This window comes from Streptomyces sp. NPDC019224 (genome assembly GCF_040632605.1).
Lineage (GTDB): Bacteria > Actinomycetota > Actinomycetes > Streptomycetales > Streptomycetaceae > Streptomyces.
Window position 1 is genome coordinate 193,436 of record NZ_JBEYCF010000004.1, and the last position, 12,826, is coordinate 206,261.

Annotated in this window: 12 protein-coding genes and 2 pseudogenes; 6 read left to right on the forward strand and 8 right to left on the reverse strand. The window is 70.5% G+C overall.

Annotation, left to right across the window (positions count from 1 at the left end; translation table 11 throughout):
- Nucleotides 1-57 precede the first annotated feature (57 nt).
- The gene (locus ABZ564_RS04585) at nucleotides 58-327 is read left to right on the forward strand and encodes a phosphopantetheine-binding protein (RefSeq protein WP_360849315.1); all 270 of its coding nucleotides are present in this window, start codon (nucleotides 58-60) and stop codon (nucleotides 325-327) included.
- Between the two features lie 58 nt (nucleotides 328-385).
- On the opposite strand, the gene ABZ564_RS04590 is transcribed toward ABZ564_RS04585, so the two are convergent.
- The 3 genes from ABZ564_RS04590 to ABZ564_RS04600 form a co-directional block, all read right to left on the reverse strand.
- Nucleotides 386-1,627, reverse strand: coding sequence for a pyridoxal phosphate-dependent aminotransferase (locus ABZ564_RS04590; RefSeq protein ID WP_360849383.1), 1,242 nt, complete (start codon nucleotides 1,625-1,627; stop codon nucleotides 386-388).
- A 5-nt stretch (nucleotides 1,628-1,632) separates the two neighbouring features.
- Nucleotides 1,633-3,018, reverse strand: a complete 1,386-nt coding sequence (locus ABZ564_RS04595; RefSeq protein ID WP_360849318.1) for a lysine 2,3-aminomutase — start codon at nucleotides 3,016-3,018, stop codon at nucleotides 1,633-1,635.
- A gap of 323 nt (nucleotides 3,019-3,341) precedes the next feature.
- Complete coding sequence (locus ABZ564_RS04600) at nucleotides 3,342-4,970, reverse strand: MFS transporter (RefSeq protein ID WP_360849321.1); 1,629 nt, start codon at nucleotides 4,968-4,970, stop codon at nucleotides 3,342-3,344.
- A gap of 145 nt (nucleotides 4,971-5,115) precedes the next feature.
- Between ABZ564_RS04600 and ABZ564_RS04605 the strand changes: the two genes are divergently transcribed.
- Both ABZ564_RS04605 and ABZ564_RS04610 read left to right on the forward strand, forming a co-directional pair.
- Complete coding sequence (locus tag ABZ564_RS04605) at nucleotides 5,116-6,102, forward strand: aminoglycoside phosphotransferase family protein (RefSeq protein WP_360849324.1); 987 nt, start codon at nucleotides 5,116-5,118, stop codon at nucleotides 6,100-6,102.
- A gap of 41 nt (nucleotides 6,103-6,143) precedes the next feature.
- On the forward strand, nucleotides 6,144-6,389 hold the full coding sequence (locus tag ABZ564_RS04610) for a hypothetical protein (RefSeq protein WP_360849327.1): 246 nt from the start codon (nucleotides 6,144-6,146) through the stop codon (nucleotides 6,387-6,389).
- A 73-nt stretch (nucleotides 6,390-6,462) separates the two neighbouring features.
- Here the strand turns inward: ABZ564_RS04610 and ABZ564_RS04615 are convergent.
- The 4 genes and pseudogenes from ABZ564_RS04615 to ABZ564_RS04630 all read right to left on the reverse strand — a co-directional run.
- A pseudogene (locus tag ABZ564_RS04615) lies at nucleotides 6,463-6,807 on the reverse strand (GNAT family N-acetyltransferase); the annotation flags it as partial.
- A gap of 44 nt (nucleotides 6,808-6,851) precedes the next feature.
- Complete coding sequence (locus tag ABZ564_RS04620; RefSeq protein WP_360849330.1) at nucleotides 6,852-7,697, reverse strand: hypothetical protein; 846 nt, start codon at nucleotides 7,695-7,697, stop codon at nucleotides 6,852-6,854.
- A gap of 106 nt (nucleotides 7,698-7,803) precedes the next feature.
- A pseudogene (locus ABZ564_RS04625) lies at nucleotides 7,804-7,998 on the reverse strand (transposase); the annotation flags it as partial.
- Nucleotides 7,999-8,226: 228 nt separating this feature from the next.
- Entirely contained in the window at nucleotides 8,227-8,535 is a 309-nt protein-coding gene (locus ABZ564_RS04630; protein WP_360849386.1) for a transposase, read from the reverse strand.
- 395 nt (nucleotides 8,536-8,930) lie between these two features.
- On the opposite strand from ABZ564_RS04630, the gene ABZ564_RS04635 reads away from it, so the two are divergent.
- From ABZ564_RS04635 to ABZ564_RS04645, 3 genes are all read left to right on the forward strand, one after another.
- A complete protein-coding gene (locus ABZ564_RS04635; protein ID WP_360849333.1) occupies nucleotides 8,931-9,113 on the forward strand; it encodes a hypothetical protein in 183 nt (60 codons plus the stop codon).
- 18 nt (nucleotides 9,114-9,131) lie between these two features.
- On the forward strand, nucleotides 9,132-9,485 hold the full coding sequence (locus tag ABZ564_RS04640; RefSeq protein WP_360849336.1) for a hypothetical protein: 354 nt from the start codon (nucleotides 9,132-9,134) through the stop codon (nucleotides 9,483-9,485).
- Between the two features lie 226 nt (nucleotides 9,486-9,711).
- Nucleotides 9,712-10,917 (forward strand): IS256 family transposase, encoded by a 1,206-nt coding sequence (locus ABZ564_RS04645; protein ID WP_360849389.1) that lies wholly within the window; start codon nucleotides 9,712-9,714, stop codon nucleotides 10,915-10,917.
- A gap of 302 nt (nucleotides 10,918-11,219) precedes the next feature.
- Here ABZ564_RS04645 and ABZ564_RS04650 read toward each other — a convergent pair whose 3' ends face one another.
- Nucleotides 11,220-12,815 (reverse strand): AMP-binding protein, encoded by a 1,596-nt coding sequence (locus ABZ564_RS04650; protein ID WP_360849339.1) that lies wholly within the window; start codon nucleotides 12,813-12,815, stop codon nucleotides 11,220-11,222.
- Between the last annotated feature and the right edge of the window lie 11 nt (nucleotides 12,816-12,826).

The following is a 12,826-nucleotide window of genomic DNA, read 5'->3' on the forward strand; positions in this document are numbered from 1 at the left end:
TCGGGACATTTCCTGGACACGTTGACAGCCGCCGACGGACGCCCTCATCATTCCCGTATGCCAGAACTCGCGAATCACACCTGGGACGAAGCCTTCGAGGCCGTCATCCGCCCGTTCCTGCCCTATCTCGACCCGGGCGAGAAACTGTCCGACGATTCCCAGCTCAAGGAACTCGGGCTGGACTCCATGGGCACGATCGAGCTGCTCGCCGCGCTGGAGAGCGCCTATTCCGTGCGCTTCCTGGACGATGCCCTGAAGCTGGAGAATTTCGCCAGCCCGGACATCCTGTGGAACACCCTGATAACCAAAACAGAATCCGCTGCGTGAGAAACGGACCCACCGCCCGGCCCGACAAGGATTTCGTATCCGAGTCGGGCCGCTCTCGTCACAGCAGGCGCCGGAAACCTTCCTCGACCCGGTCGAGAACCGATCGGACATGCGGCAGTTCCAGCGGGTTCGCGGCGGCCAGTGACATTTCCTGCTGCTCGGCGTTCTCGCCGTAGAGCATGCTGGTCGCGCACTTGAATCGCAGGGCCCCCGGCTCGTCCCCGAGGAGGTGCCCGGCGAGGACCGCGATCCCCAGGTCCAGCATCCGGCGGGAGAGCGACGCCGAGTCCGTCACCTCGTGCTTGCCCAGCTCCTCCCGGACCGGCTCGAAGTCCGGATAGACGTAGAACGCGCCGGTGGGCGGCCGGCAGCGGGCGCCGGCCCCGACGACGATGCGGTGCACCTCGCGGGCCACGGCCCCGTGCAGCCGGGCGCTGGCCCGCAGCCGCTCCCGGATCTCCTCGGGCTCGCCGAAGGCGTACTCCGCCACCTCCTGCATCGGCCCGGGGAGCGTCGACCACACCTCGCTGGCCACGGACGCGACCCCGTCGCGGACCGACTCGCCCCAGGGCCCCTCGGGGAAGCGGGCCGCGCCGATGCGCCAGCCGCCCACGGCGAGGGACTTGCTGAGTCCGGTGCAGACGACGGTCCGGGCCGGCGCCACCTCGGCGGGGCTGAGGTAGTCCGCGTCCGGGTCGTGCATGACGTCCCGGTAGATCTCGTCCGAGACGATGAGCAGGTCCTCCTCCTCGGCGATGGCGCACAGTTCGCGGATCATCGTCCGGGAGGCGAGGGTGCCGGTCGGGTTGTCCGGCAGGGTCAGGATCATGATGCGCGGGTCCCGGCCCCCGGCCCGGGCGGCCCGGATGTGCTCGCGCAGCACGGCCGGGTCGGGCACCCCGCCGCACTCCTCGGGGATCGGCACGGCGATCGGCCGCTTGCCGGCCAGCCGGGCCTGCGGTGCGTAGGTGTTCCACGCCGGCCGGGGCAGCAGCACGTCGCCGGGAACGGTGAGGCCGACGGCCATGAGCAGCGGCTTGCTGCCCGGGGCGACGACGATCTGGTCGGGCCCGGTGGGCAGCCGGCGCCGGCCGAAGTACCCGGCGACGGCCTCCCGTACGCCCGGCGAACCGGCCACCGGCCCGTAGGCGTTGCGTCCGGCCCCTGCCACGAGGCGCTCCACGAGCGGACCGAAGGCGGGCAGCCGCGACTCGCCGAAGCCGAGGTGGACGATCCGCTCGCCGGCCGCCTGGCGTTCGGCGACGAGCTGGTTGAGGGCGAGGTTCGGGGACATGCTCATCGTGTTCACGCCTGGCTCCCCACCCCGGCCGCCGCCGTCCGGCTGCCGAAGATCTCGGGCTCGCGCGCCCAGGCCGGTCCGGCGATGGCGCGGGCGATGTCGGCGGGCACCGAGTGGTCCAGGCGCAGGTCGTCCACCCAGGAGGCGTCGGCGTCGTAGTGCGCGAGGAAGGGGCGTCCGACGAGCTTCGGGTCGCGGGCCTGCATCATGCGCAGCTGGAAGAACAGCCCCTCCGCCCTCTCGATGACCCCGTCGACGGCCACCTTGCCGGGGGTCGCGGACATCACCGGGCCGCGCACCGTACGGGCCAGGCCCGGCAGCGTGGCGTAGGCGTCCCGGAAGATCTCCGCCGCCCGCGCGAGCGGCACCCGGAAGTAGTCGTGCGGGCCGGTGTCGCGCTCCACGAACATGTAGTACGGCACGGCGCCGACGGCGAGTTCGGCCCGCCACATCCGGGCCCACACGTCCGCGTCGTCGTTGACCTTGGCGATCAGCGGCGCCTGGCAGTAGACCAGCGCCCCGGTGGCCCGGATGCGGGCGATCGCGCGCCGCGCGAGGTCGGTCTCCAGCTCGCGGGGGTGGCTGAAGTGGGCCATCACGGCGAGGTTGCGGCCGGTGGCGACGACCTTCTCGAACAGCCGCAGTACGTCGTCGGCGTCGGGGTCGGTGACGTAGCGCTGCGGCCAGTACGCCACGGACTTCGTACCGATCCGGATGGTCCGCACGCTCTCCAGCGAGAGCAGCGGCTCCAGGTGGGTGCGCAGCCGCGCGGTGGACATCACCATCGGGTCGCCGCCGGTGACGAGCACGTCGTTCGCGTCCGGATGCGTCTCCAGGTACGAGATCAGGCCGCGCGGGTCGGGAGCGGCGAAGCGCAGCTCGGCGTCGCCGACGAACTGGGCCCAGCGGAAGCAGTACGTGCAGTACGCGTGGCAGGTCTGGCCCTGGCTCGGGAAGTACAGCACCGTCTCGCGGTACTTGTGCTGGAGTCCGGGGAGTTCGACGCCGTCCCGGGTGGGCACGTTGAGTTCCTTCTGCCCGGACGGGTGCGGGTTGAGCCGGCCGCGTATCTGCTGCACCAGGGCGCGCAGGGCGACCTTGTGGGAAGGGTCGGCGGAGAGGGTGGCCAGGTCCCGTTCGTTCTGCTCGCTCAGCATCCCCTTCTGCGGGAAGACGAGCTGGAACATCGGGTCGTCGGGGATGCGGTCCCAGTCGATCAGCTGCGACAGGACGTATTCGTTGACCCGGAAAGGCAGCACCATCGACACGAGCCGGACGGTCTCCCGTATGTCGGCGGGCAGACCGTGGCGGTCGGCGATCTCATCGAGCTGCCGTGGTCCGTAGGCGCGGAACCGTGCCGCCTCGGCAGGATCGGTTGCCAGCAGGGACATGCGGATATTCCTCCAGCCTGGTGCCTGGCAGTTCGAGCGTCTGCTCGAACACGATGTGATGCTAGGGACGCGAATCGGCCACCGGACCCCAGAACCGACCCCAGCCGGACCCTTAGGAAGACCCGCCACCCCTGGCCGTTCTCCGGGGTTCCGCGGGCATGGCGAAGCCGCCCAGGAGCGACGGGGGAGGCGCTCCTGGACGGCTGCTCGGGACCCCTTGAGGGGTGGGTGGGGCGGGAGTCACGGAAGCCGGCGCGGGTCCGGCGCGGGTCCGGCGAAGCGGGCCGGGCCGGGCCGGCCCGCGCAGCCGGGCGGGACAGGCGCTACGCGAGCCCCGCGCCGGGCTCCTGGGCACCCGTCTTCGAGGCCGGGGCGCACGCCTCGTCCTCGGCCGGCTCGGTGGCCTTCGCGTTGTCCTGCTGGACGGACCGCAGCCCGACGAGCGCCACCACGGCTGCCCCGGCCATCACGACCGCCCCGGCCACGGACGCGGCGTGCACCTCGGTGGTGAAGGCGGAACGCGCCGCCTCGACGAGATTCCCGCCCGCCTCACCGGGCAGCCGGGCCGCCGCCGCGAGCGCGCCGCCGATCGTCTCGCGCGCCGCGTCCAGCGCGTCCGCCGGCACCCCCGCCGGGGCGTCCAGGGCGTCGCTGTTGCGGTAGGCGGTGGCGCCGATGCTGCCGAGGACGGCGACCCCGAGGGCGCCGCCCAGCTCCTGGCAGGTCTGGAGCAGCGCGGACGCGGTACCGGCCCGCTCCGGCGGCACCTGGCCGACGACGAGTTCGGTGACCAGGGTGAGGACCGGGGTGAGGCCGACGGCGAGGGCGATGATGCCGACCAGGATCAGCACGAGCCCGTCCTCCTCGGGCACCTGGGTGAGCATCAGCAGCGCGGCGGTGGCGATCCCGAAGCCGCTCGCGATGATGACGCCCGGGCGGATCGTCCGCACGAGCACGGTGGCGACGGGCACGACCGCGCCGACCGCGATGGTGCCGGGGATCGTCCACAGCGCGGACTTCAGGGCGCTCATCCCGAGCACGGACTGCATGTACTGCGTGGAGAACAGCGAGTACCCGACGAGGGTGAAGCAGGCCAGCATGTTGACGGTCACCGAGGCGCCGAAGGCCCGGTTGCGGAACAGCGAGACGTCGATCATCGGGTCGGCGCTGGTGCGCTGCCGGCGCAGGAACACCGGGACGAAGGCGAGCCCGACGACGATCGCGAGGACGTACGGCACGCCGAACCCGTCCACCGCGATCTTCTTGAACCCGTAGACGACCGGCAGGATGACGAGCAGCGAGAGCGCCGCACTCACCAGGTCGAACTTCCCGGCGGCGGAGTCCTTGGACTCCGGCAGCAGGAACGGCGCCGCGACCAGCAGCAGCAGCATCACGGGCACGTTGATCAGGAACACCGATCCCCACCAGAACCCGGACAGCAGCGCACCGCTGACCACGGGCCCGAGCGCGGAGCCCGCGGCCATCCCCGTCGACCACACCGCGATGGCGGTACGCCGCTGGGTCTGGTCCCGGAACAGGTTCCGGATCAGCGCGAGCGTGGAAGGCATCAGCGTCGCACCGCCGATGCCCTGGAACGCCCGGGCGCTGATCACCATCTCGGGGCTGTTGGCGTACGCGGCGAGCAGCGAACCGGCGCCGAAGACCACGGCGCCCATCAGCAGCAGACGCCGGCGGCCGATGCGGTCGCCGAGGGCACCCATGGTGAGCAGGACACCGGCGAGCACGAAGCCGTAGATGTCGATCATCCACAGCTGCTGGCTGCCCGACGGCCGCAGGTCCTCGCTGATGGCCGGGATCGCGAAGTAGAGGACGGTCAGGTCCATGGAGACGAGCAGCACGGGCAGGAGCAGAACGCCGAGGGCGATCCATTCCTTGCGGCCCGCTCTGGCCTCCGGTCCGGTAAGGGCGTTCTCGCTCTGGGAGCTGGTCATGGAGACGGTCCAATGCTGGGGGGAGGGAACGTACGTATCAGTGAACGGAAGTACCGGCGCGTAGGGGCCGGTCGTACGCGGGAACAGGGGTACAGACAGGGCCCCGGATAGGGGTGGGGTCACAGGACGCGGCATCCTGGTCGGCATGGACTTCCAGCCGGTCGAACGCGCCCCGGAGGCGTACCAGCAGCCGCTGACCGCGCGGCAGATCACCGCGATCTGCCACCGCGCCTTCGGCCCGGCGGCGGATGCCGTCTCCGTGGTCGAGCTGGGCACGGGGATGTACAACAACGTCTACCGCGTGACCACGGCCGGCCGGGCGGAGCCGGTGATCCTGCGGGTCGCCCCGGAGGAGGCCCGCCAGTTCCGCAGCGAGCGCCATTTCATGCGCAACGAGTACGCCACCCAGCCCTGGCTGTCCGTGATCGCGCCGCTGATGCCCCGGGTGCTCGTCGCGGACTGGTCGCACGAGGTGGTCGACCGGGACTGGATGATCCAGACCTGCCTGCCCGGCGTGCCCGCACCGCAGCGGCTGAGCGCCTACCCGCGTACGGCCCGCACCACGTTCTTCCGGCAGATCGGCGCCGTCGCCCGCGCGGTGCACGACGTACGCGGTCCGCACTTCGGGCCCGTCGCCGGCCCCGGCTTCGGGACGTGGAGCGAGGCGGTGATCGCGTCGCTGGAGGACATCGCCGCGGACCTGGACGGAGCCGGTCTGGACGCGGGCCCGGTACGAAGGGCCGCCGGCCTCGCCGCGGACGGGCGGGCCGCACTCGACGAGGTCACCGAGCCGAGGCTGATGTCCGGTGACCTGTGGACGGTCAACACCCTGCTGGACCCGGCGGCCCCCGAACCGGTCATCACCGGCGTCCTCGACTTCGACCGCTCCTGGTTCGGCGACCCCGCGGCGGACTGGACCATCCACATGGCGACGGCCAGGCAGGACGAGCGGGTCGCGTTCTGGGAGCCGTACGGTGCCCTTGACCGCTCACCCGCCGCCGTGTGGCGGGCGGGGATCTACGAGGTACGGCACCTGGGAGCGATCCTCCTGGAGGGCCACCGGCTGGGCGAGACGGACGCGGTCAGCGACAGCCGCGGCCGGCTGGCCGAGGTGGTCGACGGCCTGGGCTGACCGGGCCGACCGCCGGCACCGAGGCGTGCCATGCTCGAAGTATGTCGACCAGGAAGACCACCATCACCGGGCCGGAAGAGCGGGTGGAGTCGTTCAAGAAGCACGTCGACGCCCGGGAAGCGTCCGCCGCCCAGCAGGGCGCGATGGACCGACTGCGCGAGCTGGCCGACCGTCTTGAGGAAGAGCACGGCGCTCTGACGGCCGACGAGCAGCAGGCCGCCCTGGACCGCATTGCCGCCATCGACGGCTGGCACGACGAACAGCACGCGGCTCCGGGTGCTGTATGAGCCGTGGCCGAGTCAAGCCCGGTGGTAAGGCTTTCCCACCAGGCGCATCGCGCGTGTTCGGGGTGAAGCCCAGCGAGGTGTACAGCGGCCTTCCCGCCTCGCTGGCCGTCAGGTTCAGCAGGGTGCAGCCCTGACCGGTAAGCCAGTCCACGAGCGCGCGGGTGACGGCGCAGCCGTAGCCGCGCCGACGGAACCGCTGTCCGGTGACAACGGTCTGAATCTGCCCGAAGACCCCGGAGTGATCGGGACCAGGGAGACCCTGATGGACGACGCCGATCGCGCAGGCCGCGAGACCGCTGTCCGGAGCGTCGACCACGAACGCGGCGAGCCGGTTGCCGCCCAGGTGTTCCCGGAGGTGATCGGCGAGCCGATCCCGCCACGGTCCGGAGATGTCAGGGCCCACCATTTCGGCGTGCATGCGTGCCAGCTCCTCGGCGTCCTCCGGCGAGGCAGGGCGCACGTTCACGGAATCACCTCCGAGAGTCGCCCGGCGAGTTCACCGGCCGTCGGCCGGACGGAGGCGGAGGCGGTCAGGACCTCGGCAAGGACACTCTGGAACTGAGGCCAGGGTCGTGCGCCGGTGAGCGGGATGCCGGTGACGATGGCCTGCCGCAGCTCGGCGGGGCCCGTGTCCTTCACGGTGAAGCCGACGGCCTCGTAGTCCAGCGGCCATCGACCCGTCGTACAGGTCCAAAGGACTCCGGCCAGTGCGTACACGTCCGCTGCGGGCGAGGGTTTCACCGGCTGCGGGCCGGTGGCGATCCGCGCGGCGAGTTCCGGGGCGACCAAGTGGGTGATGCCGCCGTTGAACTCCCGCCATGGGTCGGTTCCCTCGCGCCACGACCACGCGAAGTCGATCAACCTCACGCCGGAGGTGGTGTGGATGCCGTGGGCCGGCTGCAGGTCGCCATGCACCCAGCCGGCGGCGTGGAAGTCGGCGACCGTCCGGCACAGCGCCACCGCGTCGGCAAGAGGGGCCGCGCGATCCTGGGAGCCGTCCCGTACCGGCCGGAAGAGTTCCCAGGTGGATGGCCCGTCCAGCCACGGCGTGACGTACCAGACGTCGGCGCCGGAGCGGCCGGCGACGACGGTGTAGTCGGGCAGGGCGTCGAGCGTCGCGGCTTCCCGAGCGGTGATCTCGGCCCCCTCGGCGCCGTATCCGAGCTTGATCGCGGCCCCGCCGAGCGGGCCGACAGCCCTCCAGACCGCCGTACCGCGCCGTTCGGTGATCCCCGTGAGCGAGACCGGGCCGCAGACGGCCGCCGCCGCCGCTACCGCTTCCGGGGGACAGGGAGCGAAGCCGCCCATGCCCGTACCGCCTTCCAGTCACAGGGGATGTGCTCGAATACGTCACGGCCGTCGTCGTCGGCCACGGCCAGGGCCTCTGCGAGGTCGGGAGTGTCTCGCAGGAACTGCGGATCGCGTCCAACATCTGACGGTGGCAGTAGCTCTCCGGGCGTCCGCCCTTCTTCTCCAGCCAGGCCGGAGTGGGCAGCAGCGGCCGCACCGCCGCCCATTCCGCGTCCGACATGTCCGACGGGTAGCGCGGCGCCCGATCTGGCTGGTCGGCCGCGTTGCCGTACACGTGCGCGAGGCAATCGCACGACATGACGGATGAGTTGAAGTCGACAGGCGTGACCGCGTACACATAGGACAACGGGGTCTCCTTGGGCCGCTCGGTGAGGTTCGCACCTCCGAGCTACCAGGGGGCCCCGCCTTCGTGCGCTGGCCAACCGAAGATCACCCGCGCGGGAAACGCGTTCGACCCACACGTTCCATGACCGGTTGAGATACGGCTTCTAACTTGACTCTGGCGGGGATCTTGGAGTCGTCGAGGTCAGCTGCCCAGGGTTCGCCAGGACTTCAGCCGGGGAATCTCGTGCTGGTCGAGGTAGCCCTGGAAGGCGGTCGGTCTGCGGGGTGTGGGAGTTTCCTCGGTCGGGGAAAGTCCACTGAGGCGCTCGATGTTGACGGCGATGGCGGTCAGGACGTGCTGGATGTGGGCCTTTCCCTGTCCTCGGTAGCGGCAGCGCCGCATGCCGTGGCCGTGGGCGAACTCGTTGACCGTTCCCTCCACTCCGGAGCGGACCGCATAGCGCGCCTTCCACTCGGGCGTCTGCTGCTCGGTACGGACGCGAAGTTGCAGGTTGCGGAGCTCTCGCGGGGGGGAAGCCCACCGTGCGGGCGCTGGCGGCGGTGCTCGTGCACTGGGCTCGGGCCGGGCAGGGGCGACACTGACTCTTGGTGAACCTGGCCACGATCAGCGGGGCAGCAGTGGGCGAGGATGTCGGGTAGGGGCCGTGCCAGCCTGCGCTGACCTGCCCCTGAGGGCAGGTGACCCGCTCACGGTCGTAGTCGATGTGGAAGTCGTCCCGGGCAAAGCCCTCGCCTCGGCGGTGCTGGCGGGTGGGGTTGCCCGGCAGTGGTCCGGTGACGGTGACCTTGTGTTCTCGGGCGGCTTGTTCCAGGTGGGGGCAGGGAGGCGTAGCCGCTGTCGACGAGGTGCTCGGCGGGCAGCAGGCCGCGACGGGCCAGGCGTGAGTGGACGCCGGGCAGAACCTGGCTGTCGTGGGTGGTGGCCGCGGTGGTGGCCGCCTGACCATCGGAAAGGGCAACAGCTACGTCGGCCTCAAGGGCATCATCACCGCATATTGGGTCAAAGGCCACGTAGGCTGGAAGGGCTGCAATAACTGGAAGGGCTGCAATAACAAGGACTTCAACTAGAGCGAGGAGGGGGAAATTGTGGGGCAGCAGAAGAAGTGGACGCCGCGCTGGCACGAGGGCGACGTCGTCACCCCAACCGGCGAGCAGGACCACCCCGAGGACCCCGTAGGCAAAGTACTGGAAGAGACCTACAACTCGGGCGTCCTGGTCCTCTTCCCCGAAGCCGGACACGAGTTCCATCACCCCGACGAACTCGCCCCTGCGGACCCGAAAAGCTACCCCTCAGCCGCAGCGCTGGCCGTGCGCGCAGCCGAAAAAGATGCACAGGAATCGGCTACGGGCAAGGGAATGAAAGCAGCCAGGGATACGCGCCGCGTCCGCAGCGCGCGAGCTCACGTGCGAAGGCGTGCGGCACGCCACCGGCGCAAGTAAGTGCGAGCCGCCGGCGCGCTGTGCTCCAGCAGTTCGGGCCCCGGAGATGTCATGCCCGATCCCCAAACCCCTTGAGATTCTTGGAAGTTAGAAGCCGTCGGGAGGGTTCAATGATCGGCGGATCTGATGATCAAGGAGACGCCGGATGAGCGACACCACCATCGAGCAGATACCGGCCAGCGAGGCGGCGGAGGCCGTGCCGGCGAGTGACGAGCAGTTGGTCGCGATGCTCGTGGACCGGGCCCGCAGCGAGGGCCTGCAGCTGACCGGGGAGGGCGGGCTGCTCCAGCAGCTGACGAAGCGGGTGCTGGAGTCCGCTCTGGAGGGCGAGATCACCGATCACCTCGGATACGAGAAGCACGATGCCGAGGGCCGGGGCAGCGGCAACAGCCGCAACGGGACCCGGGCGAAGACGGTGCTGACCGATGTCGGCCCGGTCGAGGTCAAGGTCCCCCGGGACGTGGCCGGTTCGTTCGAGCCGCAGATCGTCAAGAAGCGGCAGCGGCGCCTGTCCGGGGTGGACGAGATGGTGCTGTCGCTGTCCGCGAAGGGCCTGACGCACGGCGAGATCTCCGCCCACCTGGCCGAGGTCTACGGCGCGAGCGTGTCCAAGGCCACCATCACCACGATCACGGACAAGGTGATGGACGGGATGGCGGAATGGTCCAACCGACCGCTGGACTCCGTCTATCCGGTCCTGTTCGTCGACGCGATCAACGTCAAGATCCGGGACGGGCAGGTCGCCAACCGTCCGATCTACGTCGTCATGGCCGTGACCGCCGAGGGCCACCGGGACATCCTGGGGATCTGGGCCGGCGACGGCGGCGAGGGTGCGAAGTACTGGCTGAGTGTGTTCACGGATCTGAAGAACCGGGGCGTTGATGATGTTCTGATGCTGGTCTGCGACGGGCTGAAGGGCCTGCCGGAAGCGGTGGAGACCGTCTGGCCTCGAACGATTGTCCAGACCTGCGTCGTTCACCTGCTGAGGAACAGCTTCCGGCACGCGGCCCGCCAGGACTGGGACAAGATCACCAAGGCGATCAAGCCCGTCTGCACGGCCCCGAACGAGGCCGCCGCGACCGAGCGGTTCAGCGAGTTCCAGGAAGCCTGGGGGAAGAAGTACCCGGCGGTCATCCGGCTCTGGGAGAACGCCTGGGCCGAGTTCGTGCCCTTCCTCTCCTTCGACGTCGAGATCCGCAAGGTCATCTGCTCGACGAACGCGATCGAGTCCGTCAACGCACGCATCCGCAAGGCCGTCCGCGCCCGCGGGCATTTCCCCAACGAGGCCACGGCCATGAAGTGCGTCTACATGGCCATGATGAGCCTGGACCCCACCGGCAAGGGCCGCAAGCGGTGGACCATGCGCTGGAAGGCACCCCTGAACGCCTTCCAGATCGCCTTCGAAGGCCGGCTCACCCCGGCCGCCAACTGAACCCCCACAAAAACTGGATCAGCCGTCTACTGGACACACCCGGTCCGGGGCGTGGCCCACGCTTTGAAGGAGCGTCGACATGCTGAACTCTATCGACCGAGCGTTACAACGTCTGTTCGCACTCATCCACTTCAAGCCGGGACGCTGCCTGGCGACACCCCCGCCCGCGCCGCGCGCCGCCCGTGACGGAATCGACGACCCTCGGAGTCGTATCAGCGCGTAACCGAAAGCGCGTTGCCGCCGGTCCCCAGGGCCCGGCGGCAACGCGCGTCTTCGTGGTACGGCCAAGGAACCGGCGCCTCCTACCCCTCCCCCGCCACCAGCGCCGCCAGCGCGCGCCGGTCCGTCTTGCCGTTCGGGGTGAGCGGCAGGGACGGGGTCAGGGAGACCCTGCGGGGCACCATGTAGTCGGGGAGGGTCTTCTTGCAGAAGGCGCTCAGGGCCACCGGCTGGGCGTCGAAGTCGCGGCCCGGGACGACGTACGCGTACAGCTCCGGGTCCTCGCCGGGGCGCGGGCGGACCACGACCGCCGCCGCCTCCACGCCCGGGAACTCCAGCAGCCGGCGCTCGATCTCGCCCAGTTCGACGCGGTTGCCGCGCATCTTGACCTGGAGGTCGGAGCGGCCGACGAAGTACAGCTCGCCGCTCTCCCCCCGGTAGGCGAGGTCGCTCGACTTGTAGACGACCTGACCGGAACGGGGATTGAGGGGGTCCGGGACGAGGACGGCCCTGGTGGCCTCGGGGTCGTCCCAGTAGCCCGTGAAGAGGGACGGGCCGCGGAGGTGGATCTCGCCCACCTCGCCCGGGGCGTCGACCGGCCGGCCCTCCTCGTCGAGCAGCAGCATCTCCGCGCCCGGGTAGGCGAAGCCGATGGAGAGCTTGTCGATGTTCTCGGGCAGCGGGTTGGGCACATCGGTGAGGGAGAACGCCATCGCCTCGGTCGGGCCGAAGCAGTTCACCACCCGGACCCGGTCCAGCAGCGTTTGCAGTTGACGCAGTTCGGGAAGCGGGAACGCCTCGCCGGAGAAGAGGACCCCGCGTATCTGTCCGGACAGGGCCGCGAGGCCCGCCGCCTCGTGGCGCAGCACCGGGCGCCAGATGGACGGCACCCCGTCGACCTGCGTGGCCCCCGTGTCCGCGAGGAACCTCAGGAACCTGCGCGGCCAGTGCATGAGTTCGCGCGGTACGGGAATGAGCTGCGCGCCCGAGCCGAGGGCGAGGCCGATGTCCAGCAGGGCGAAGTCGAACTGGAGCGGCGAGGTCGTCGCGAGCCGGTCCTGCGGCGTGACGATGGAGTGCCGCAGCATGCCCCGGTAGAACGACAGCACCCCGCGGTGGCTCATCACCACGCCCTTGGGGCGGCCCGTGGTGCCCGAGGTGAAGATCATGTACGCCGCGTCGGTGGTGACCGCTTCCCGGCGGTGCCGGGTGCGCGCCACCGGGACGCGCTCCACACTCACCCCGTCGGGGCCGAAACGGGCCGTGCCGACGGAGGCCGGGATGCCCTCGCGGGTGCCCTTCACCGTCTGGAGGTGCAGGGCCGGTTCCGCGGTGTCGATGATCGTCCGCAGCCGGGGGTCGGGGACGTCGGGGCTCACCGGGATGAAGGTGAGCCCCAGCATCGAGCAGGCCAGCAGCGCGGCCACCGCGGCGGCCGAGTTGTCGGACTCCAGGACGACCCGGTCGCCGATGTCCAGGCCGAGCGAGTCCAGGGTCACTGCGTAGTCGTGCGCCCTGCGTTCCAGTTGGCGGTAGCTGAGGACCCGGTGCGTGCCGTCCTCGGCCGCCTCCCAGGCGGCCGGGCTGTCCGGCGCGGTGCGGGCGGCCGCCAGCATGAACTCGTGGATGCGCTCGGCCGGCGCGCCGACCGCCGCCGGGTGCTCCGTGCTCAGGCTCATCGGCCCGCCTC